The 22,419-nt window shown below is 63.5% G+C and carries 17 protein-coding genes and 1 pseudogene; 11 read left to right on the top strand and 7 right to left on the bottom strand.

Annotated elements, in window-relative coordinates; translation table 11 throughout:
• Positions 1-24: 24 nt before the first annotated feature.
• A complete protein-coding gene (locus KDH83_RS03460; RefSeq protein WP_212312812.1) occupies positions 25-1,569 on the top strand; it encodes an MFS transporter in 1,545 nt (514 codons plus the stop codon).
• Between the two features lie 331 nt (positions 1,570-1,900).
• Here the strand turns inward: KDH83_RS03460 and KDH83_RS03455 are convergent, their stop codons facing one another.
• From KDH83_RS03455 to KDH83_RS03440, 4 genes are all read right to left on the bottom strand, one after another.
• Entirely contained in the window at positions 1,901-3,034 is a 1,134-nt protein-coding gene (locus KDH83_RS03455) for a PepSY-associated TM helix domain-containing protein (protein WP_212312810.1), read from the bottom strand.
• A 24-nt stretch (positions 3,035-3,058) separates the two neighbouring features.
• The gene (locus tag KDH83_RS03450; RefSeq protein ID WP_212312808.1) at positions 3,059-5,527 is read right to left on the bottom strand and encodes a TonB-dependent siderophore receptor; all 2,469 of its coding nucleotides are present in this window, start codon (positions 5,525-5,527) and stop codon (positions 3,059-3,061) included.
• A 138-nt stretch (positions 5,528-5,665) separates the two neighbouring features.
• Entirely contained in the window at positions 5,666-6,580 is a 915-nt protein-coding gene (locus tag KDH83_RS03445) for a FecR family protein (RefSeq protein WP_212312806.1), read from the bottom strand.
• Positions 6,581-6,583: 3 nt separating this feature from the next.
• The gene (locus tag KDH83_RS03440) at positions 6,584-7,087 is read right to left on the bottom strand and encodes a sigma-70 family RNA polymerase sigma factor (protein ID WP_212312804.1); all 504 of its coding nucleotides are present in this window, start codon (positions 7,085-7,087) and stop codon (positions 6,584-6,586) included.
• A gap of 154 nt (positions 7,088-7,241) precedes the next feature.
• On the opposite strand from KDH83_RS03440, the pseudogene KDH83_RS03435 reads away from it, so the two are divergent.
• Positions 7,242-8,197: pseudogene (locus tag KDH83_RS03435) on the top strand (IS3 family transposase); the annotation flags it as partial.
• Between the two features lie 58 nt (positions 8,198-8,255).
• Here the strand turns inward: KDH83_RS03435 and KDH83_RS03430 are convergent.
• A complete protein-coding gene (locus tag KDH83_RS03430; RefSeq protein ID WP_212312800.1) occupies positions 8,256-11,105 on the bottom strand; it encodes a hypothetical protein in 2,850 nt (949 codons plus the stop codon).
• A gap of 472 nt (positions 11,106-11,577) precedes the next feature.
• Entirely contained in the window at positions 11,578-12,282 is a 705-nt protein-coding gene (locus KDH83_RS03425) for a DUF6602 domain-containing protein (protein WP_212312798.1), read from the bottom strand.
• 368 nt (positions 12,283-12,650) lie between these two features.
• Here KDH83_RS03425 and KDH83_RS03420 point away from each other — a divergent pair, with 368 nt between their 5' ends.
• The 6 genes from KDH83_RS03420 to KDH83_RS03395 all read left to right on the top strand — a co-directional run bounded on the left by KDH83_RS03420 (position 12,651) and on the right by KDH83_RS03395 (position 19,303).
• Complete coding sequence (locus tag KDH83_RS03420) at positions 12,651-14,801, top strand: nuclease-related domain-containing protein (RefSeq protein ID WP_212312796.1); 2,151 nt, start codon at positions 12,651-12,653, stop codon at positions 14,799-14,801.
• 777 nt (positions 14,802-15,578) lie between these two features.
• Positions 15,579-16,541: a tripartite tricarboxylate transporter substrate binding protein gene (locus tag KDH83_RS03415; RefSeq protein ID WP_212312794.1), complete on the top strand. Its 963-nt coding sequence runs from the start codon at positions 15,579-15,581 to the stop codon at positions 16,539-16,541.
• A 173-nt stretch (positions 16,542-16,714) separates the two neighbouring features.
• Positions 16,715-17,350 carry a glutathione S-transferase family protein gene (locus tag KDH83_RS03410; protein WP_212312893.1) on the top strand — a complete coding sequence of 212 codons (636 nt, stop codon included), beginning with the start codon at positions 16,715-16,717 and terminating at the stop codon, positions 17,348-17,350.
• 12 nt (positions 17,351-17,362) lie between these two features.
• Positions 17,363-18,145: an aldolase gene (locus tag KDH83_RS03405; RefSeq protein WP_212312792.1), complete on the top strand. Its 783-nt coding sequence runs from the start codon at positions 17,363-17,365 to the stop codon at positions 18,143-18,145.
• A gap of 154 nt (positions 18,146-18,299) precedes the next feature.
• Positions 18,300-18,854, top strand: coding sequence for an XRE family transcriptional regulator (locus KDH83_RS03400; protein ID WP_212312790.1), 555 nt, complete (start codon positions 18,300-18,302; stop codon positions 18,852-18,854).
• Between the two features lie 128 nt (positions 18,855-18,982).
• On the top strand, positions 18,983-19,303 hold the full coding sequence (locus KDH83_RS03395; protein ID WP_212312891.1) for a cupin domain-containing protein: 321 nt from the start codon (positions 18,983-18,985) through the stop codon (positions 19,301-19,303).
• 18 nt (positions 19,304-19,321) lie between these two features.
• Here KDH83_RS03395 and KDH83_RS03390 read toward each other — a convergent pair whose 3' ends face one another.
• Positions 19,322-19,669 carry a hypothetical protein gene (locus KDH83_RS03390; protein ID WP_212312788.1) on the bottom strand — a complete coding sequence of 116 codons (348 nt, stop codon included), beginning with the start codon at positions 19,667-19,669 and terminating at the stop codon, positions 19,322-19,324.
• Positions 19,670-19,943: 274 nt separating this feature from the next.
• On the opposite strand from KDH83_RS03390, the gene KDH83_RS03385 reads away from it, so the two are divergent.
• Genes KDH83_RS03385 through KDH83_RS03375 form a run of 3 tightly spaced genes read left to right on the top strand, consistent with a single transcriptional unit; the run spans position 19,944 to position 22,100 of the window.
• Complete coding sequence (locus tag KDH83_RS03385) at positions 19,944-20,612, top strand: STN domain-containing protein (protein WP_212312786.1); 669 nt, start codon at positions 19,944-19,946, stop codon at positions 20,610-20,612.
• On the top strand, positions 20,605-21,141 hold the full coding sequence (locus tag KDH83_RS03380; RefSeq protein WP_349291598.1) for a sigma-70 family RNA polymerase sigma factor: 537 nt from the start codon (positions 20,605-20,607) through the stop codon (positions 21,139-21,141). Before KDH83_RS03385 ends, KDH83_RS03380 begins: the two co-directional genes overlap by 8 nt.
• Positions 21,132-22,100 (top strand): DUF4880 domain-containing protein, encoded by a 969-nt coding sequence (locus KDH83_RS03375; RefSeq protein WP_212312784.1) that lies wholly within the window; start codon positions 21,132-21,134, stop codon positions 22,098-22,100. The genes KDH83_RS03380 and KDH83_RS03375 overlap by 10 nt, the downstream gene beginning before the upstream one ends.
• Positions 22,101-22,419 lie beyond the last annotated feature (319 nt).

The raw sequence follows: 22,419 nt of genomic DNA, 5'->3' as shown, positions 1-22,419 counted from the left end.
GACGGAGGGCGCATCGGAGCTGCGATGGACAAGACCCATTCCCCGGCCGCCACGGACGACCGGTACAAGGTGCTGGCGGCGATCTGCGTGTCCGCGGTCATCATCCCCCTGGTATTCACCGGCCCGGCGATATCCACGCCGGCGGTCGGGCGCGACCTGGGCGGCGATCAGTCCGCCCTGGGCTGGATCGTCAACGCCTATGCCATCGCCTTCGGCGGCTGCGTCATGGCGGCGGGCGCGATCGGCGACCAGATCGGCCGCAAGCGTTGCTTCGTGGCGGGGCTCTGGACATTCATCGTCACGTCCCTGCTGATCGGCCTGAGCCCCAACCTGCTGCTGCTCAATCTGCTGCGCGCCGTCGAAGGCCTGGGTGGCGCCCTGGTGCTGACCTCGGCGACCTCGCTGCTGGCGCAGGAGTTCGAGGGTGCGCAACGTACGCGGGCGTTCAGTTTCCTGGGGACCGCGTTCGGCGTCGGCCTTGCGTTCGGACCGATGGCGTCCGGGTTCCTGATCGAGCGCCTGGGCTGGCGCGCGCTGTACTTCGCCATCGCGCTGATCGCGGTCTTGATCCTGCTGCTGGGGACGCGGCGGATCAGGGAATCGCGCGACCCGGCGGCGCAAGGCATCGACTGGCCAGGCACGCTGCTGTTCACGGCCGCGCTGGTGGCGCTGACGGTCGGCATCGTGCGCGGTCCGCAAGACGGCTGGACCAGCCCGGGGGTGTTGTCGCTGCTGGGCGGTGCGGCGCTTCTGCTGGCTGCTTTCGTCGCCGTGGAGTCGCGGCGTCCGCGCCCCATGCTGGAGCTGTCCCTGTTCCGCTACCCGCGTTTCATCGGCGTGCAATTGCTGCCCGTGGCGACGGGCTTCAGTTTCATCGCCCTGATCGTCTATCTGCCGATCTGGTTCATCGTCATCCAGGGGCGCGACGCGTTCACGGCCGGCCTGGCCATCCTGCCGCTGACCGCGCCGATGCTGGTGGTGCCGCTGCTGGCCGGACGCATGGCGCAACACGTCTCGCCCGGCCTGCTGTCGGGCATCGGTTTTCTCATTTCGGCGCTCGGCTCCTGGGCCTTGATGCGCCTGTCGCCGGATGGCGGCCTGTGGTCGATGGCGATTCCGATGCTGTTGATCGGCATCGGCAATGGCCTGCCCTGGGGCTTGATGGACGCCCTGTCGGTCAGCGTGGTGCCCAAGGAGCGCGCGGGCATGGCGGCAGGCATCTTCACCACCATGCGCGTGGCGGGGGAAGCCATCGCCATTGCCGCCATAGGCGCGGTGCTGATCGGCCTGACCGCGCTGAAGCTGGAGGCGGCGGCCCTGGCCGACGCGCTTGTGCTGCCGCAAGGCGCCACGGTCGTCGCCAGCCAGATCGGAGCCGGACACGGCTTGCCTGCCGCCGGCGGGGCCATGCAAGCCACGGTGGTCGAATACGCGCATCGCGCCTATACCGCCGCGTTCCAGGACATCTTTGGCGTATTGGCGGTGCTCTCGATCCTGACGGCCGTGGTGTGCATCGTGACGCTGCGACAGCCGATGATGGATCCGGCGCCGGAGGCCGGCGCGCGCTGAACTCGCCCGGGCCTCGGGCGTCATTCCTGTCACTCAGGGTTTGAGCAGCAGGAATCGAGTTCGCCTTTTCGATCACACCATGTCGACCGACGACTTGGGGGCCCCGGGGCTATGCCCGTTCTTGTCCGAACGCGGTCGCTCACTAACCGCCTCTTTGGCCAGCTGCCGTCCGAATTGATAGTCTGGAACGCAGATTGCTTTGTGATGCCATGGGACAAAGCAGCGCCCAAATTCAACGAATTCTCTGGGAAGAATTACACGTTTACTGAACCATGATGACCAAGGTGAATGAGCCCGGTTTCGGTTCTGCCACCCAGGTCAAAAAGCCGAACTAAGGCTTACGCAAGGCCTGAAGCGTGCGATCAGGCCGGCGCGTCTTCGGCAGATACAGATACAGCCCCGTGACCAGCACGGCGATCGTCGCCAGATCCAGCAGGGCCCAGATCAGCTTCAGCGGCAGTCCGCCGTAATTGCCGAAATGTAGCGGCCGCGAGCCTTCCAGCAGCCACATATACCAGGGTGGAGGCTCGGCGCTGATCAGCGCGCCGTCGGCGATACGCACGACAATCGGCTGCAGCAGGTGCTGCGTCAGCGTGGTCCGGCCCTGCATGAAGACCGTGTAGGAGCCTTCGGATGAAAACAGCGAACCCGGCAGCGCCAGGAAGCTGACGTCCCGGTCCGGCAGCGTGTGCCGGGCCAGGTCCACCGCGGCTTGCAACGGTCGGGCGACGGGCGGCCCCAAGGGGGGCGCCGCCGACTGGCGACTGGCCGCGTGTTCTCGCCAGGCGGTGAATACAAAGGAATCCAGGGTGTTGATCACGCCGCTCAGTCCGACCACCGCCGTCCACACCAGCAGCACGATGCCCAGCAGGTTGTGCAGGTCCAGCATGCGCAGGAGTCGTGAACGCTGCTTGCGAACGGTGCCGAAGGGCGTCTTGCGCATGAAGCGGCCGTAGAGCGCCACGCCCGATGCCAGCGACACCAGAAACAGGGCGCCCATGCCCGCCAAGATCAGGCTGCCCGGCATGCCCAGCAGCATGTCGGTGTGCAACCGCAGCAGCATCGCCATCGGACCGCCGTGGCGCCAGTCCTTTTCGCTCCAGGCTTCGCCAGCGATGACCGGACCGCGCGCGTCCACCAGCGCGAAGGGCTTTTGCCCCTGCGCGCCGGGACTCAGGCCGAATCGATACTGGTGGGGCTCATCCAGCCAGACGATGAAGCGGATGTCCCGCGCCGGGTATTGCTGCCGCACGAGCGCCGCCATGGCGTCCGTGTCCTGCGGTGCTGCTTCCGTCCGGGAGCCGGGCGCGCTGGCCGGCACATCGGACCAGGCGTCGATCTCGTCATGGAAGATCAGCGGCAGTCCGGTGACGCACAGCATCAGCAGGAACAGCGTGCAGACCAGGCTGGACCAGGTGTGGATCCATTGCCAAAGCCGCAGGCGCGAGTTGGAGTCGGCGCTCATCTCGGGGGGGCTTTCCGTGAGGTCCTACCAGCGGTAGGTCAAGGTGCCGATGACGGTGCGGCCCGCGCCGTAGAAGCACTTGGTCGCGGTGGCGCATGCCGACACGTATTCGCGGTCGAACAGATTGCTGGCGTTGATGGCGGCGGTCAGGCCCTTCAGGGACGGGATGGCCTGGCCCACGTCGTAGCGCACCGCCGCGTCCACCACCGTGAAGGGCGATACCTTCATCGTGTTGTCGGCGTTGGCGTAGCTGCTGCCCACGTAGCGCACGCCTCCGCCCAGGCTCAGGCCGGCCAGCGCGCCGACGCGGAACGTGTAGTTCGCCCAGGCGTTGGCGGTGTGGCGCGGCACGTAGGTGGGGTGCTTGTCCTGCGCCGTGGTGCTGCGCGTGTTGACGTTGTCCATGTAGGTGTAGGACGCCAGCAGGTCCAGGTTGCGCGTCAGGCTGGCCTTGCCCTCGAGCTCCAGGCCGCGCGAGCGCACCTCGCCCGTCTGGATGCTGTAGTTGGTGTTGGCGGGGTCAGTCGTCAGCACGTTGCTCTGGGTCAACTGGTAGACGGCCGCGGTGATGAAGGCGTCCTGGCCCGGCGGCTGGTATTTCACGCCTGCTTCGTACTGCTCGCCCTTGGTGGGCTTGAACAGGTTGCCGTTGGCGTCCGCATCAGCCACCGGCTGGAATGAACGCGAATAGCTTACGTACGGCGCCACACCGTTCTCGAACTCGTACACCGACCCCAGGCGCCACGTGAAGGCGCGGTCGGATTGATCAGTGGTGGCGCTGTTGATCCGATTGAGCCGGTCATTGTTCGTCCAGTCTTGGCGGATACCGGCCAATACCGTCCATTGACCGAGTTTCAACTGGTCCTGCGCATACAGGCCGAGCTGGTTCAGCGTTTGCTTGCTACGCGTGGTGATCGCGGGCGTGGCGATCGGCAGCGAGTAGTCAGGTTGGTTGATCGCCAGGGAGGGCGCGGCGCCCATGCCCTGGTCTTCGCGGTAGCTCATGCGCTGGTAATCGATGCCGAACAGCGCGGTGTGGGCAACCGCGCCCGTGTTGAACCGGGCCTGCGCATGGTTGTCCGTGGTGACGGCGTCCAGGTTGGCATGGTTCACGATGGCGCGTCGGGTCAGCAGTGGATTGGCCGGGTTGGCCGCGTTCAGCCCGGTGGTGAATACGCTTTTGTAATTGACCTCCATCTGCATGTAGCGGAAGTTCGACTGCACCGACCAGACGTCATTGATGCGATGGTCCAGCAGGTAGCCGGCGGCCGCCTGGGTGCGCGAGAACTCGTCGAACTTGGGCGATCCGTCGAAGAAGCGACGGCCGATGCGACCGCCGTTCGGCAGGTCCTGGACCGTGCCGACGGCCGGCAGGAAGCCGTAATAGCCGCCGTACGGGTCATGCTGGTACTGCGCCAGGATCGTAAGCGAGGTGTCGGCGTTGGGCCGGAACGTGATGGCGGGCGCGATCGCGACGCGCTCGTCCTTCTGGTAGTCGATCTGCGTCTGGCTGCTGCGGGCCAGGCCGGTCAGCCGGTACAGCACCTTACCGTCTTCGTCGACCGGACCGCTGAAGTCGAAGGCGGCCTGCGTGAAGCTGTGGGTGCCCGCCTGCAATTCGATCTCGCGCAGCGGCGTGGCGGTGGGCTTCTTGCTGACCAGATTGACCAGCCCTCCGGGTGTGCCCTGGCCGAACAGCACCGACGAGGGGCCGCGCAGCACTTCGATGCGATCGAGGGCGTAGGTGTCGATCTGCGGGATGGCGTAGTTCGCGCCCAGCAGGCGCATGCCGTCCTGGTAGGAATAGTCGTAATTGATGCCGCCGCCAAAACCGCGATAGATCACGGTGTCGTAGCGCGAACCGCCCGCGCCACGGTATTCCGCGGTCAGGCCCGGCGTGTACCGCAGCGCCTGGCGCACGCTTTGCACGGCCTGGTCATCCATCTGCTGGCGGGTCACCACCGAAATGGATTGCGGTGTTTCGATCAGGCGGGCATCCGTCTTGGTGCCCGCGCCGGACGTGTCGGCCACATAGCCCGCGGTGTCGCCGACGCCTTGCACCCGGATCGGCTCCAGCGTGGCGGCTTCGCTCGCGGCGGCGGGCAGCGGGGACACGATCAGCGTGTTGCCGCTGTGCCGCCAGCCCAGGCCGGATCCCGCCAGCAGGCGGGTCAGCGCTTCGTCGGGGGTGTAGTTGCCGCGCAGCGCGGGCGCGGTCTTGCCGCGGGCGATGTCGCCGCTCATGACGAGTTGGAGGCCGGTCGCGCCGGTGTAGGACAGCAGGGCGCCGGCCAGCGGCTGGCTGGGAATATCGTAGGCCTGGCGCGCCGTGGAGGCGCTGGTGGGAGCGGCCTGCGCGTGCGCGGCCGGCTGGACCGAGGCCCATGCCGCGGCGGCCAGCAGCGCCGCCGCGAGCCGGTGCAGGCGGTGGCGGCCGGAGGGCAGGGTTGCGCCAGCGTGGCGGTGTAGGGAATGGTGTTGTGCGGCCGGCATGTGCGGTTGCCCTTGTACGTGGTTCGGTATCGCGACGGCGAATTGCGCGTCCTCCCCATGTCAAACACCGGGCGGCACCAAAGTAATGATCGGACCGGGCGATCAGTTGGTAACTAAATGTATTTCAGTGGGCCGGGATCAGCGCGCATAGACCAGGGTGGCGTAGCCCGCGATGACGCGCAGCCGGATAGGGAAGGTCTCGGCCAGCCCGCGCAGGGCTTCCTGTGGATCGGCCACATTGAAGGCCGCCGTGACGGGCAAGGCGCCTACGCCGGCGTCCATCAGGAAGATGGGACCGCGCTGATAGCGCTGCAACTCCGCCAGCACGGTGGCCAGCGGCACGTCGTCGAACACCAGGCGATCCTGCCGCCAGGCCAGCACGGCGGCCTGGTCGAAGCGCGCGGGTGCAGCGCCGCCGGAAACGCCATACTGCATCTGCCAGCCTGCCGAGACAGTCACCGGCTGCGCGTCTGGCCGGGGCCGCACGGCGACCGCATGCTCGGTTACCGACACCGTGACGATGTCGTCCAGGAGCTTGATGTCGAATTGCGTGCCGAGCGCCGTGGTGACGCCGTCGGCCGCCTGTACGGAAAACCGGCGGGCGGCGTCGGCCGCGACGTGGAAATAGGCCTGGCCGCGATGCAGCGTCAGGCGGCGCTGCTGGTCATTGAAGCTGACCGACAGCGCGGTATCGCTGCCGAGCTCCAGCGCGCTGCCGTCCGCGAGGATGACGCGGCGCCGTTCACCGATACCGGTGCGATAGTCCGCCAGCAAGTGCTGGCGCGACAGCGCATACAGGGCGGGGATGGCCACGAGGGACGCCAGCGCGCCCAGCAAGGCGCGCCGGCGATGCATGCGGTCAGCGGCTGGGCGCACCATCTCGAAACGGTTCCACAGCGCCTGCGCGCGGGCATAGGCGATCTGGTGGGCCGGGTCTTCGTCCAGCCAGTGTCTGAATGCGCGCCGGTCCTGGTCGGCGGCGTCCTCGTCATTCAGGCGCGCCAGCCATTCCAGGGCGGCAAGGTAGATTGGGTCTTGGGCGGGAGCGGCCATGGTTCAGGCCGGTCCGAGCACGGCGTCAAGCTGTGCCATGGCCGCCACGACCTGGGAGATCACGGTGTTGCGGCTGGTGCCCATGCGCTCGGCGATCTCTTCATAGGACAGACCCTCGATGCGCTTGAGCACGAACGCCTGGCGGCGGCGCTCGGGCAGGGCGGCGATTGCTTCAAGCAGGCGCTGGAGTTCGCGCCGGTACATCACGATCGTCTCGGGCGTGGGCCGGGAATCGGCAATCTGTTCCAGCTCCACGCCCGTCAATTCCACTTCTGCGCGGCGCCGGGCGTCGCGCAGATGATTCAGCGCCAGACGATGCGCCGCCTGTGTGACGTAGCCCGGGTTCACCTGCGCGTCGCTCGCGCCCATGCGCAGCAGATTCGTGAATGCCTGCTGCACCAGGTCCTCGGCCGCAACGTGGCTGCCGACGATGCGGCGCACGAATGCGCGCAGGCGTCGCACTTCGGCTTGGTAGAGGGCGGCGATATCGCCAGCGGGCACGTTCATGGAATGCACGAAGGGTGGAGACACCCGGAGTGAGAATGGGATGAATAAGAGTGACAATTGTTCTCAATTATAACGGGAGTGTCGCCCCGACCTCGATGCGGAGGTGACTTCGGCACTTGGGATGTCGGTCAAGTGTCATTGTTGATTTCGGCCATATGGCGGCATGGACGTATCGCTGATGGCGCGCATGAAGGAGCTGGAGGCCGAGGACGCTCGGCTGCGCAAGATGTACGTCGAGGAGAAGCTCAAGGCCGAGATCGTGACGGAGGCGCTAGAAAAAAAGTGGTGAGGCCATCTCGCCGCCGCGAGATGGCCCAACGTGCCGTGCAAGATCGCGGCGTATCTATCCGGATGGCCTGCGAGGCGTTCAGGGTCAGCCAGACTTGCTACCGGTACGTCGCCAAGACGGACGCTGAGAACGAGGATATCTCCAACTGGCTGCTGCGTCTGACCGACAACCACCGCAACTGGGGCTTTGGTCTGTGCTTCCTATATCTGCGCAATGTTCGCGGCTTTGGCTGGAACCATAAGCGTGTGTACCGGATCTATCGCGAACTCGAACTGAACCTGCGGATCAAGACGCGCAAACGGCTGATTCGGCAAACGCCTGAGCCACTGACCGTGCCGACCAACGTGAACCTGGTATGGTCGATGGACTTCATGCATGACCAGCTTGCCGATGGGCGCAGCATCCGGGTGTTCAACGTGATCGACGATTTCAACCGCGAGGCACTGGGCATTGAGGTTGACTTCTCGCTGCCGTCCGAGCGCGTGATCCACACGCTAAAGCAGATCATCTGCTGGCGGGGAAAGCCTTTAGCCATTCGGTGCGATAACGGACCCGAATACTTGAGCGCGGCAATTATCGAGTGGGCCGGGGCATGGGGCATAAAGCTCGAATATATCCAGCCGGGCAAGCCACAACAGAACGCCTACGTCAAACGGTTCAACAGGACCGTGCGCTACGAATGGCTGTCCCAATATCACTGGGACAATCTGGACCACGTACAGCGCGTCGCCACGCAGTGGATGTGGTCCTACAATCACGAGTGCCCAAATATGGCTCTGGGCGGATTTACCCCAAAACAGCGGTTGGCCATGGCCGCGTAGCGTTCCTACTTCTGGCAATCGCTAAAAATGGGGGGATTACCTTAACAATTGATCGGTTTTAGACGTTGTAGCCAATCACATTAGCCCAGCTAGGCTCGTCACGCATTGCTTGATCGACCAGAAGAATGAAATCGTGGTAGCAGCGACGGATTTCCTCTATTGTTACGACAGGGTTTTCGCGATGTACGAACGTCCAAACAACCAATTCATCCAGCTTCGAGGTAGTAACTTTCCCGTGTTCTACGATGAAGGGTGAGTACATGTACTTACGGTTCGGGCAGAACGGGCTCCGCGAGAGTTCTCCCACCCAGGGGGTCCATTTGAAAGATGCGAGCGGAGCAAAGGCTTTGGTCACAGGGAGTGCAAGTCGTAGACCTGGAATGATGCTCTCGAGAAGCAACTTCCTTAACGCATCTGTATCCCACGCCTCGCTAGTATTGTCCCAACCGATGGTCACGCCTTTGCGTGTAACGGTATCGATGTATCCCCTATACCCCTGGTGGATGATCGCCTTGATAAAGATGGAAAGCGAGTTGTCGACCGATGAGATGTGACGACCTTTAACCTGCAGGTATTGCGGGGCGTAATCGCCAAAGGCATGATAGAGCTTCGCGTCGCCCTTCAGCAATTCGCCTATGGTAGGGAATGTGGCGTCGTCGGCATTTTTTACATAGCGATAGCGCCGCGCGTAGTTTGATGTGTCTGACGGCTCCAGCCAACGCACCTCGAGGTATTCGTCCGTTGTCGGCTTTTCAAGCGCAAGCAGTAACGTTGAAAGCAATGTTCTGTGGTCGTCGCGCGACGTTTGTCCTAGTGCTTGCGCAGCTGCGGCCGCGATCGCCGTTTGCACCCGCTCTAAGACCTTCGTGTTTCGAAAGGACCGGCGGTTCACGGCCAGCAGCTCCTCGGCGTCTCCGAAGACGTCTACGTAGACTCGACATGGCAACTCCAGCCGCTCGCCAAATAAGCCCACCTCCTGTCCTTTGAAGAACAGCCGCGCTCCGGAGCGAGAGTCTTCGTCCAGGTCAAGCGCTACTGCGGCACTGTGCTCATCGATGTAATGCCATTGCAAAGATGTAAGCTTTGAATCACCACGGATTTCCCCGTTTATCAATACGGGCACAGGAAGATGTGAAAGTACCTCGGAGAAATAGTCCACTTCTCTAGGTATGATGGGATCGAAGTGTTCAAATGGGGAACGCCTAGCCTGGAACGAATCGATGAAATTCTTTTTCAGGTTCAACTGCACACGAGTGCCGCTCTCGCTGTATGTGTGCGTGCCTGGCGCTTTCTTGATATATATCGAACCACGCTCGTCACCCACCGGATTAGTCATTCTCAGTTGCAAGGAGTCTCGGCTTATGAGGCTCCGCGACTGAAAAGAAATTTCGTCAGTTACCAGAAACAAGCTTTGGAGGCCAATTCCGAACGCACCCGATGGTCGCATCCACGTCGGCATCCGTTCATAGACACCCCGCTTCCAAGTCTCTCTATACGACGCTCCCACTCGTGTCATGGTCGCCAAATCTTCGCGACCAATCCCTATGCCGCTGTCCGTTATCCGTACTGTCACGGGGTGAGTCTTAGCAGTAGCCGCGTCGTCGTTCTGCAGAACATCAATTCGTATCGGCAGACGGCCAAGAAGGGTTTGAACCTTAGTTCCATAGGGATTGTCATACCGATAAATTGTCTCTTCGGGTGCCAGGCCATCTCGCTCGCCCTCTCCATACTTCAGCCACGCCAAAATAAGTGTTGCATCCACAGCGTTCTGCACAAGCTCACGAAGCGCATCCCTCTCTGACTCATACACGCCCGCTCCTTGGAGAAGCTCAAATACCCGGTCCCTCGAAAAATCGAAATTTGGCCGTGAGCGGTTATCAATCAACTCATAACCCGTAAGTTCCGTAATCACGCGGCCGATCGTCGGCAACAGGCCGAGCCGCTCATTCGGCACAATGTCCGCCCAATGCGCCATTTGCCAGGCGACTTCTGAGCGAAGGTATTCGAACCAGTTTTCCGACTCGATATAACCCTCGTAAGTGGTGCAAACCGAGTGAACTTCAATTCGCCTCGGATCTATGCGCAAGTGACGCACGCCACGGTGTTTATCAATGTGTGCGTGTGTTTTTGGGGGAAGTTCACCAGCCACGCTCAACATAATCGGACAGAATCGGTTGTCGTCCAAGTCGAGAAGATCGCCCAGACGTAGCATGCAGGCTATATATCGCGGGTGAATGGTGTCTCTCCCCAGACCGGCGGCCACGTGAGGCAACTCAAGCACACTCGCTTGGTCGCGACCATGCATTGCACATATGTCGCCGAGCAGCGCGAACAGGCGCGATGGTATTAACTCGTTTCGCGGCGAGTCCAAACCAATCGTATCTTTTGGCGTACGCGCAATCTCGCTTGCTCGCTTCGGATGTTTGCGCCTATAGAACTCGGCGAGGGTGTAACCAATTTTGGTTATAAGAAGTGCTGGATTTGTACCGATTTGGAAAAGGTTCCCGCCCTGCAGCGCAGCCAGAATCGCGTCCGATCCGGCGTCACCGTTACGCGCAGACTCCTGCTGCACGAAGTTCCGGAACTCCTCGCTCGACCAGTCTTGCTGTTTTTGTTGCTGAGAAACGACCATACCGACGTCGTGCAGATAGGCGGCCTCCAGCATGAGCCAAACGTCGGTGCCTGAAAGCTGCTCAATTCGTTCGCTACCCAGCACGCGCTCAATGTTGGTCAATATCTGGACAGAGTGAGATTCATCGTGTCTGCTGTAGTGTGGAAACTGGACTGCGACGTTCTGTAGAGCTTTACCTATCAACTGCTGATCAAAGGCCCACTGTGCGGTCAGCGGCTGCAAGGAAGGATCTGCCTCGCATGCTTGCTTGAGGCGCTCGATAAGTTGGGTGGACATAGTTGGCAGAGTGCGGTGATAAGGCAAGTAGACGATTGATGGTGTGGAGATTCCGGGCGCCCACGTCGACAGGTCAGATTATCCATGGCACGACTGGATTTGCATACGCAGCTTTTGCTAGTGCCGCTTTGAATCGCCTGGCTAGAAAGTCCCACGGGTCGATGACGTTCGAGTTCTTTCACTGCGGCGGCGATCGCTTAGTGCTGAGTGGCCACTTTTGTGCTGAAAGCAGAGGTCCGCTCGCAGCACGTAACGATAGCTCGCAAAAACCTGAGCCAGCAGTGGTGCCAAATTGATGCGCTGGGAGCGGCCATTCGTCAACGGCAGCAATTGGCCGCAAGCCGCTTGTGGCAATGAGCTGCTTTCGACCCGGAACGACCATTTCATGTTGTGTGCCGTTAACGGCCACTCACTTGACTCATGACGCTCGTTCTCAATCATATCCTCGCAATTCGAGATCGCCATGGTTTGACTATGAAATGTACGCCTCCCACTTTATGACCCTCATTACCATTCGTCCGGTTACTTTTGACAGTAATGCAAGAAAGCGGGCAAGGCCTGCCGCTGGGTCCTCATAGCAAAGATACTGTTCAGACCCGCTCTTTAAAAAAAGCAAACCTTCGTTCTTTATCAGAATTCCGCTCGTCAAATCTAGGTAGACGTCTGGCTTACTCACCTCGGGCAGAGCGTTGAGTTTCTTGTCAATGACGTCCAAACTCGATCCCCCATACGTCAACACGACGTGAAGAATCCTGCCGTATGGCCAGTCAACATCGCCCAGTTGGGCGCCCGCACGCGTCGACGGTATCAAACGTTTTACGCTCGCAATATTGTCAGCGATGTCATCCAATACGGACGGCGAGATTTGAGTCTTGATCTCGAAAGTCGCGACGGTGCCTTCTTGAAAGATTAAGTCGTGGCCACTTGCAAAGGCCAGTCTCGGCATTGATTTCAACATCAACACAATATCTTGTTGTTTGGAGCGCTGCCCGCCTGAATCAACGATCACCCCACTAACCACGCTGGTCATCTCGGGAAGATGACTGGTCAGAAAGTCTTGAATCAGGCGCTCCCTCGCTGCGCCAGCGGTTGCCGCGTGCCCCAAGACCTCGGTCATCTTGTATTGGGCATTCAGTGCATCGACTGCTCCCCGACAATATTTCACTAGTGGTTTCATGGTGTGCTTGTGAGTCCTATTGCATGGCAAAGCCAGTCATGGATGCCATTTGGCTTTAATTGGCCGGAGTCAAATGCAATGTGACAGGGGCATGTAAGATTCGGTTTTCGGCGATTGCCTTCACCGAAAAGTCATAACGACTCTGCCGTAATGTGCTGATCCGGACGCGTTGAACTGACCAGCAGCATAACGTACAGCTAGTCATGGCGTGTGTGCCACTGCAAGTGCGCTGGGTGGCAGAAAGCTGTCAGAACGTGACATCCGATAGTTCGCCCTTGGGCGCTCGTAGTCAGCAGCCTAAGCCGGGCGGAAAATCGTCGCGAAGATGCACCGAGAAACAGAACTTGAGAGTCTCAAAAGGGGTAGTTATGGAAAGGCCGCGGGAAGAGTCACAGATTCTTGAGGACCTGGCAGCGCTTACAGCATCACCAGGATACGCTCATGCGGTCGCGCACATCTGTCATCGCGACAACGTTATTCACATCCAGGGCAAGCTGAAACCGACCGACATGGATCGGCTATTTAGCAGAGAACGACTGAATCGGGCGGAACTGACGACAATCATTGGTTTGATGGCGAAGAAGCCGTTGGATCTGGCTCTGCAGCAGCCTAATGTGATCGAGGGCTACGTCAAGCATACGGACGCCCTCATGCATGAGCTGCACGAAGCGATGTCCTTCCCGATGTTCGCGGCCATGTTCGAGGCGATGAAAGCAGGCACTGAACCGCCTGACCCGTGGCGTGGGCCGGGAATGCGAGAACCCATCTTCTACGGCACCGAGTCAGCCTATGCGTTCCAGTACAGAGACCTTTTGCCCGAGAAGTACGGCGCCGATGACGAATGGATGCTAAAGGCTAAAGGCTTCACATCCAGCCAAGCGCGGAGCATCGCAAAGACGATGTGTGTCTTGATGGACGAGACGGGTACGAGACTCCTTGTACGTGCGAGAGCAGCCAAAGCTCCTCCAGCGAGTTGGTTGCCTGCCTTTGAATTCGCACCGGATGAGGTTGCGTTTCGCAGCGGTGAGGCAAAGGACGTAGTTGAAGCTTTCTTCCACGCCTTGCTCTTTGCGGGAGACAACGCAGGGTTCAAGGAGGTGGGCGACTTCAACGAGGTCACGGCTCGACCGCTGCTGCCTACTGACCGTGGGACTGTGCTTCTCTTCTCGCACTATGCCATCTACGAGGCTATGTACGAGTCCCCGTTCTTTTGGATGTGGGATGACAAGGCCTACCGCCCGATAGCGGCCAAGCATCGTGGAGCTTTTACTGAGCAGTTCGCCGCGCGCCGGTTGGTTGGGGTCTTCGGCCGCGAGCATGTCCACACGAACGTTAACCTGCATCGTGGCAAGGACATAGTGGGTGAGGCAGATGTTCTGGTGATTTATGGGGACCGCCTCATCATCGTGCAGGCGAAGGCCAAGAAGCTGACCATTGCCGCTCGGAAGGGGAACGATAGCCAGTTGAAGGCTGACTTCTCCGCTGCCATCCAAGACTCTTATGACCAAGGGTGGACGTGCGCGAAAGAGATGCTTGCCGGAGGGTGCCGCCTCGTTGATGACAACGGGAAACATGTCGAGTTGCCTCCGACTATCAAGGAGGTATTTCTGTTCAGCCTAGTGTCAGAGCACTATCCGGCGCTAGCCTTTCAGGCTAGCCAGTCGTTGAAGTTTCAGACCACTGATGTCATTCGCCCGCCGTTCGTGATGGACGTGTTCCTTCTCGATACGTTGACGGAGATGCTGGCGACGCCTTTGCGGCTGTTGGGCTACGTGAGGCTACGGGTGGCCGTCGCAGACAAGCTGATGACTGGGCATGAATTGACCGTTCTCGGCTACCACCTTAAACAGAACCTGTGGCTGGATGAGAAATACGGCTGCGTCATGCTCGATGACTCCGTCGCGCAGGACCTGGACACAGCGATGCTGGTACGCCGGGACAACCTGCCTGGCGATGACACCCCGGTGGGCATCCTCACGAAGATGCGTGGGACTCGCTATGAGAGCCTCATTGAAGAGATTGAGACGAGGGCTGACCCTGCAACTCTTGAGCTCGGGTTTTACTTGCTGGCAATGGACGAGGATGCGTGCAGGAATGTCCATCATGTGCTTGAGACCATCACGCGACAAGCGCATCTCGACGGTAAGCGACATGACATCACGCTCGCATCGAGTGCGCCTCATGGCGGGGTCACGTTCCATTGCAATCCGACTCCATCTCCGGAAGCGATTGCCGTGCTGGAGACTTACTGCACCAAGCGCAAGTATCGGCAGCGTGCCGCGCAATGGTTCGGCGTCTCGGTGGACCCCGCCGGGCAAGTCCAGTTTGGCGTCACGTTGGACTACCCGTGGGAGGCATCAGACGAGATGGATCGGCTCACCGCTGACATGAAGCAGCTGGCCAAAGTGCGAGATGCGCTTCCTCGGCATTCGCGAGAGGTCAGGCGGTTGAAGCTCGGTCGCAACGATCCGTGCCATTGCGGAAGCGGGCTTAAATACAAGAAGTGTTGCTTGAGCTAGGCAGTTTTTGCTTTCGCCAAGAACGCCATTTCAATGACGGAGGCTACGCTGGCCCCGGCCACATGCCAGGCAGATGCGTCTCGTGCATCGCGCCACGAAGGCACAGAGCCACCGGCACGATCCATACGCCGAAGACGAATGGAACGCGCCAGCTCCATGCGTGCATCGGCGTGTGATTAGACCCAACGATCTCGCCAGGAGCCATCAAAAAGAGTTTCGGGCAGGTAACGAGCGATGTCCGCTTTGTCGACAGCGGACACAGGCTGACAAGCGGCGAGCGTCTTCGCCCCGGATCTGCCGTTCGAGACTCCGCGTCGGACGACTGCTACTGGTCTGAAGCGGCCACTGACCACAGGGCGCCAGGGCCTTCCATACAAGGCACGGCTTTCTTCTTCTGCAACTCCCAACCTATGGCCGAGTGCTCGAGATGCCCGTGTCTCTTCCCCAATGCCCGTATGGGCATGCCCCAAAGCTGTCGGCTTGAACTGTCGCGCTAATTTAATCGCGTTTATTGCAAAGTTCGCCTTTCTTCAGCCTGCAGGTCGTCCATCTACACAGAATAAGAGAAGATGCCTGCGCAATAGCAGGTGTTGCCCGCCAAAGCCAAAAGGCGAACTTCAACAAAAAAGGCGAACTTTATTCCTGCTGCTCAGGGTTTATCCCCACAAGATCCCGCTTGCGGAAAATCAATGCTCTATAGGACACTTTGTGTCATGTAGCGGCGCGATGGCGCGCACGCTCGATAGCGGGACGAACCGCAAGAGCAAGGGGACAGAGATGAAGCGATGGACCATGAGCGCCGTGTTGGCGCTGACGACGGCATGGGGCGCCACGGCGCAGGCCGCCTATCCGGACCGCCCCGTGCGGCTGGTGGTGCCGTTCGGCGCCGGGGGCATCACGGACATCGTGGCGCGCCAGGTCGGCAAGGGTCTAGGCGACGCGCTGGGCCAGCCGGTCGTGGTCGAGAACCGGCCCGGCGCGGGCGGGGTGATCGCGGCGCAGCTGGCGGCCAGCGCGCCGGCGGACGGCTACACGATCTTTATGGGTACGGTGGGCACGCAGGTGGTCAACCCGCTGATCTACCGCAAGCTGGCCTATGACGCGGACAGCTATGTGCCGCTCGGTCTGGTGTCGGGGTCGCCGTACCTGCTGGCGGTGCGGGCGAGCCTGCCGACCCAGGATTTCGCGCAGTTCGCGGCCTATGCCAAGGCCAACCCGGCCAAGCTCAATTTCGGTTCGGCCGGGCAGGCAAGCTCGCCGCACCTGGGGCTGGAGCTGCTGAAGATGACGGCGGGCCTGGACATCGTGCACGTTCCGTTCAAGAGCGGCAGCGAGGCGGTGAACGCGGCCATCGGCGGGCAGGTGGACGTGGTGATGGATGCCAGCCCGGTCATCATGCCGCACGTCGCGGCGGGCAAGCTGCGCGCGCTGGCGGTGGCTAGCGACCGGCCGCTGCCGTCGGCGCCGGGCGTGCCGCCCAGCGCGCAGGCGGGCGACGCGGGCCTGCAGATCAGTTCCTGGAACGCGTTCTTCGCGCCGGCGGGCACGCCGCCTGAGGTGGCGCAGAAGCTGAACGCCGCGCTGCGCCAGACGCTGGCCTCGCCCGAACTGCAGCAGAAGCTGGCGGCGCAGGGCACGCAGCTCTATAGCGGCGCGCCCGAGGAGTACCAGCGCTTCATCGCGGCCGAGAAGGCAAAATGGGCCGAGATCGTCAAGCGCGCGGACATCAAGATGGAGTGAGGTCCCCCCCGAGCGCTGGCGCGCTTCCCCCCAGGGGGCGCTGCTGCGGACCGGCGGAGCCGGATCCGCGCAGCCCCGCTTGGGGAGGGCTGCTTTATGTCGATACCTGTTGCTTGCCTGATCTGTTCTGTGCGCCTTTGGCGGCGCTTGTTTCGTGGACGACTGAAATGAACATGCCTGTACATCCGCTCGCGGGGCAGCCGCTGGAGCTGGCCGACACGCTGCGTTCGGGCAATGCCTGGAAGATCCGGCTGGCCTGCGGCTACATGGGGCTGGCGCTGCGCCGCCGGACCTTCGATATCGTGCAGGGCGATCTGGAGACCGAGGCCTTTGCCGCCATCAATCCGTGGCGCCAGGTGCCGGCGCTGTTGACGCCCGAGGGGCTGTGGCTGGCCGAGTCGCAGGCGATCCTGTGGTATCTGGGGCAGGGCACGTCCTGGCTGCCCGATGCGCGGCTGGCGCAGGCACAGGTGAGCAGCTGGCTGAGTTTCGAGCAGACGCAGCACATGCATGCCTTTGCCCAGCCGCGCCTGCTGATCCATCTGCGCGGCACGGCCCGGGTGGACGATCCGGCCATGCGGGAGTGGCGGTGCCAGGGCATGAAGGCGGCGGCGCTGATGGATGCGCACCTGGCGGGGCGCGAGTTCCTGGTTGGCGACGCGCCGACCATCGCGGACATCGCGCTGTATCCCTATACGAGCATGGCGCACGAGGGCGGCTACGATCTGTCGGCCCTGCGCCATGTCCATGCCTGGCTGGCCCGCATGCGGGCCTTGCCGGGCTTTACGCCGTTGCTGGAAACGGCTTGAAGGAGCATAGAAATGGCCGACACCATGCACTTGTCGAAAGAGGAATTGATCGCGCGCGCGCAGGCCGACATGGAGCGCAAGCTCGACGCGCCGGAATGGACGCTGCGCCAGAAGCTGGCGCTGACCTGCCGCATCCTGTTCGACGGCGGGCATGATTCCGGGCTGGCCGGACAGATCACGGCGCGCGCGCCCGAAGCCGGGCGCTACTACACGCAGCGGCTGGGACTGGGCTTTGACGAGATCACGGCGGACAACCTGCTGGTGGTGGACGAGGATCTGCGGGTGCAGGAGGGCGGCGGCATGCCGAACCCCGCCAACCGCTTCCATTCCTGGATCTACCGCGCGCGGCCGGACGTGAACTGCATCATCCACACGCATCCGCTGCACGCGGCGTCCTTGTCGATGCTGGAGGTGCCGCTGGAAATCTCGCACATGGACAACTGTCCGCTGTACGGCGACGTGGCCTTCCTGAAGGACTGGCCCGGCGTGCCGGTCGGCAATGAGGAAGGCGAGATCATCTCGGCGGCGCTGGGCGACAAGCGCGCCATCCTGCTGTCGCACCACGGCATGCTGGTGGCGGCCGGCTCGGTCGAGGAAGCCTGCGTGCTGGCGCTGCAGTTCGAGCGCGCCGCGCGCATGCAGCTGCTGGCGATGGCGGCAGGTGCGATCCAGCCGATCCCGCCGGCGCTGGGGCGCGAGGCGCACGACTGGATCCTGACGCCGCGCCGCTCGCAGGCGGGTTTCGCCTACTACGCGCGGCGGGCGCTCAGGACGCATCGCGACGTGCTGGGCTGAGGCTGGCCGCGCTACGGGGCGGCGGCGCGCGCGTCAGTCCGCCCGGCGGCGCTTCGGGCCGGCGTCGACCGCTGGCCGGCGCGGGGCGGGGCCGCTCGACGGACAGGCGCGTTTAGGGCATGCTTATCTGTTGTTTTCCGCTCCACGCCCGCCCATGATCGACCTGCCTCACCGATTGCGGACCCTGCGCCGCCAGCAAGCCCTGTCCCTGGAGCAGCTGGCGCAACGCACGGGCCTGACCAAGAGCTATCTTTCCAAGCTGGAAAGAGGGCTGAGCGAGCCGTCGATTTCCACCGTGCTGCGCCTGGCCGAAGCCTACGGCGTGGGCGTGTCGCAACTGGTCGGTTCCGACCAGGACGCGCGGGACGAACTCGTCAGCCTGGTGCGCGTGGCCGATCGCGAGGCCTTGCAGCGCGGCGGGCTGGGCGCGGAATACCGCTATGAATCGCTGGCCGGCCGCCGCAAGGTCAAGGCCATGGAGCCCTTCGTGGTGCACCCGCCGCGCGAATTCCCCGACGCGGCGGCGGTGTTCCCGCATCCCGGCGAGGAATTCCTGCTGGTGCTCAAGGGCGCCATCGAGGTCCAGGTGGGCGAGCGCCAGTTCCGGCTCGACGCGGGCGACTCGCTGTACTTCGATTCCGAGCTGCCGCACCGCATGCGCACCGTGGGACGGACGCAGGCCGAGGTGCTGGTGGTGGCCGCCCACTGAGGCCGTCCGTCCGATTCCACCGTCTATTCCCGGTGTCCACGGCGGTATTGCGCCCCGCCGGCCACCCCATCTGGAGATCCGCCTTGAAACATGACCAATCGCGGCTGGTCCGCATCGATCCCGGCCCCATGAAACAGCCCGTGCCCGGCAAGCCCCGGCGTCCCATTTCCGGCGACGCCGCGTTCCGCACCGAAACGGCCTTCGAAGGGCTGGCCGGCAAGGCCGAGGCCGGCGTCTGGGAAAGCACGGCCGGCAGCTTCCAGGCCAACACCACCGGCTATGTCGAGTTCGGCCATATCGTCGAGGGCGCGGCGCGACTGGTGGATCCGGACGGCACGGTCCACGAGCTGGTGCCGGGCTCGAGCTTCGTCATGCCCGAAGGCTATACCGGCCGCTGGGAAGTCGACCAGTTCGTCAAGAAGATCTATTTCATTTCGCGCCAGGGCTGAGCGCCGCCGGCGCGCGCCTCAGGGCGAGGGCCGCTGCGGGTAGGCCGAGGTGCCGAAGGTATTGCCCATGCGGTTGCCGATTGTGGCCGGCGTGGGCAGGCCCATCTGGTTGGGCGGGCGGTGGGTGATGGCCTCCGACTCCAGCGTGGGCGGCGGCTTGGGCGCGGCTTCCGGCGCCATCTTCTGGTTCAGGCACTCATACGACAGGGCGCGGTAGCCGTTGACCTCGGTGTCGATGCAGGCCGTGGCCGCCTTGCCGGCCTTGGCGTCGGGCGTCGTCGCGCCGGACGGCTGGCCCTGCGTTTCGGCGGCCATCGAGGAGGCGGCGGCCAGGGCCGCCGCCAGGAACAGGGTGTGCAGGCGCATATGCGCTCCTAAGGTTCTTCCATGCCGGCCATGTGCCGGACCGGTCCACGCCCGCCGCGAGGACTCATGCCCGCCACGAGCGCGTGAATCCAGTATAGGGACAGGTTCGCCGCTTTGGGTGACGGGTATAAGACGGCTGTCCGCGTCGTTCATGCCGGCTTGTCACGATTGCGTCACCCACCGCCCCTAGCATGGCGGCTTTCGTGTGTCGGAGCGGGCGGCGCGGCTGCGCCGCCGAGGCGATGCCTGTCCATTCCTCTATCCTTTCGTGGCGATGACGGTCCGTTTCGCCGGCCTGTGCCTGCGCACGGGCGGCGCCTGCCTGACGCTGGCCCTGTGCTGGCCGCCCATCCTGGCGCGGGCGGAAGCGCCGTCCGCCCTGATCCCGTTTGCCATACCGGCCCAGCCGCTGAGCCAGGCGCTGGTCGCCTATAGCCGGGCCAGCGGCATGACCGTGCTGGTCGACAGCGGTCTGACCGAGGGTCGGCAGGCGCCAGCCCTGGACGGCCGATATACGGCGGGAGATGCGCTGCGCAGGCTGCTGGCCGGGTCGCCCCTGTCGATCCGCTATGCCAGCGAGTATTCGTTCACTCTGGTGGCGGACCCGCGGCCGGCCCGTCCACGGCAGCCACGCCTGCGCGACACCGCTCATGCCGCCAGCCTGCAGGCCGCGTTGCGCCGCGTCCTGTGCGCGGCGGCCGGCACCGCGCCCGGCGGCTACCGCGCGTTGGTACAACTGTGGTTCGACGGGGATGCGCGCGTCAGCAAGATGAACTGGATCACCCGCAGCGGCCAGGCCGCGCGCGACCAGGCCCTGGAGCATGCCTTGGCGGACATGCGCGCGGGCCCCTTGCCGGTGGATCTGCCGCAGCCCGTGACCGTGCTGCTGGAGCCGCGCGCGGCAAGGCAATGCGACATGCTCGAGGGCGCATCCGGTGGCTGAGGGTAAGACGCCGGGGTTTCTGAAAGCGCTGTTTCTCGAGCGCTACAACGACTTTCGCAATCAGCTCAAGCGCCGGCTGGGATCGGAAGACCTGGCACACGACGCGATGCAGGAGGCGTTCCTCAAAGTCAACGAGCTGCCGCCGGGCATGCCGGTGCAGCAGCCGGCGGCCTATCTGTTCCGGATGGCGCTGAACGCCGCCGAGGATCACAGGCGTCGGGATTCACGGCTGCTGACGGGCGTGGAGATCGGCGAACTGATCAATGTGGCGGACGAAGCCTCGGACCCCGCGCGCATCGCGCAGGGCCGCAGCGAGATCGAGGTCTTTCGCCGGGCGTTGCGCGGATTGCCTGAGCGCACCCAGCAGATGCTGCTGGCCGCGCGCGTGCATGAATTGCCGCATGCGGAGATCGCCAGGCGCTACGGTGTGTCGGAGCGCATCGTCTCCAAGGAAATCAAGCGCGCGCTGGACCACTGCGGCCGCGCGCTGCGCGCGGGCGATGAACAGGGCGGGGAGCCATGGCCTTGATGATGATGTCGCGCGCAAGGAAAAAAGCGGGCGCCGGGCCGAGGGCAGAGGCGCAGGCCTGGCTGCTGTTGCTGACGTCGGGGCGCGCCACCGAGGCCGACGCGGAGGACTTCCAGCGCTGGCGGCGGGCGGATCCCGGGAACGAGACCGCCTTTGCCGAACAGCAGGGACTCTGGCGCGCGCTGGGCCCCGCGCTGCGGGAGGAAAGCGTGGCGCGCGCCAGGACGCCCGAGCGACGGCCGGCCATGGGTCGGCGCGCATTCCTGGGCGGCGCGGTGGCGGCCTCGGCCGCCTATCTGGCGCTGCGCCCGCCGCTGGGGTTGTGGCCGGGCATCGGCGAGCTGACCGCCGACTACCGTACCGCGCGCGGCGAGCAGCGTCGCCTGACGCTGGGCGATGCGCTGGACGTGCAGATGAACACCCTGACCCGCATCAATGTGACGGTCGGCGCGAACGGCGCCAAGCTCATCGAGCTGGCCGACGGCGAGGCCGAGGTGCGCGCCGGCGCCGAGCCCGCTCAGGTGGTCGCGGGCGCCGGCCGGATCCTGGCGCGCGACGCCAGCTTCAACCTGCGCTACGTCGACGGCGAGGCGCGGCTGTGCTGCCTGTCGGGAACGGTGCGCCTGACGCATGCGCAGGGCGTGTTCGACCTGGGCGCGCAGCGGGAGCTGCGCTACGACGGGCGAGGCGTACAGCCGCCGGCGCCGGTGGACACGGATCGCGTCGTCGCCTGGCGGCAGGGTTGGCTGGTGTTCGACCAGCAGCCCTTGTCCCAGGTGGTGGACGAGCTGAACCGCTATCGCCGTGGCCATCTGGTGCTGATGAACGAGCAACTGGGCAAGCGCCTGGTGCAGGCGCGTATCTCGCTGGCGCAGATCGCTGACGCGGAAAAATTGATACGCGACGCCTATGGCGCGCGCCTGACCCACTTGCCAGCAGGAGTCGTGCTGCTGTCGTGAATTATTTGTGACAGGGTTCCGGTCGGTGCTTTTCCATCCGTCTGTCTTGCTCTAGGTGGCGAACACGCGCGATTGGAACAAGGAAAGGCGATGATGCGGGCACGGGACACGGGCAGGGCAACGACGAATCCGACGGCGGGCGCAGGGGCGCCGGCGGCGCGCATGCGCGGGGCCGCGCCAGCGGGTTGGCGCTTGACGCCGGCCTCACAGGCGCTCGCGGCGCTGCTGATCGCGGGCGGCGCGGCGGGCGCGGCGCAAGCGCAGTCGCGGGCCTTCAGCCCCGGCTGGTTCGCCGACAAGGGCGCGGCGCAATCAGCCG

Source organism: Achromobacter sp. Marseille-Q0513 (assembly GCF_018195695.1).
Taxonomy (GTDB): Bacteria; Pseudomonadota; Gammaproteobacteria; order Burkholderiales; family Burkholderiaceae_B; genus Achromobacter.
This window is presented reverse-complemented; position numbering and strand designations above follow the sequence as displayed.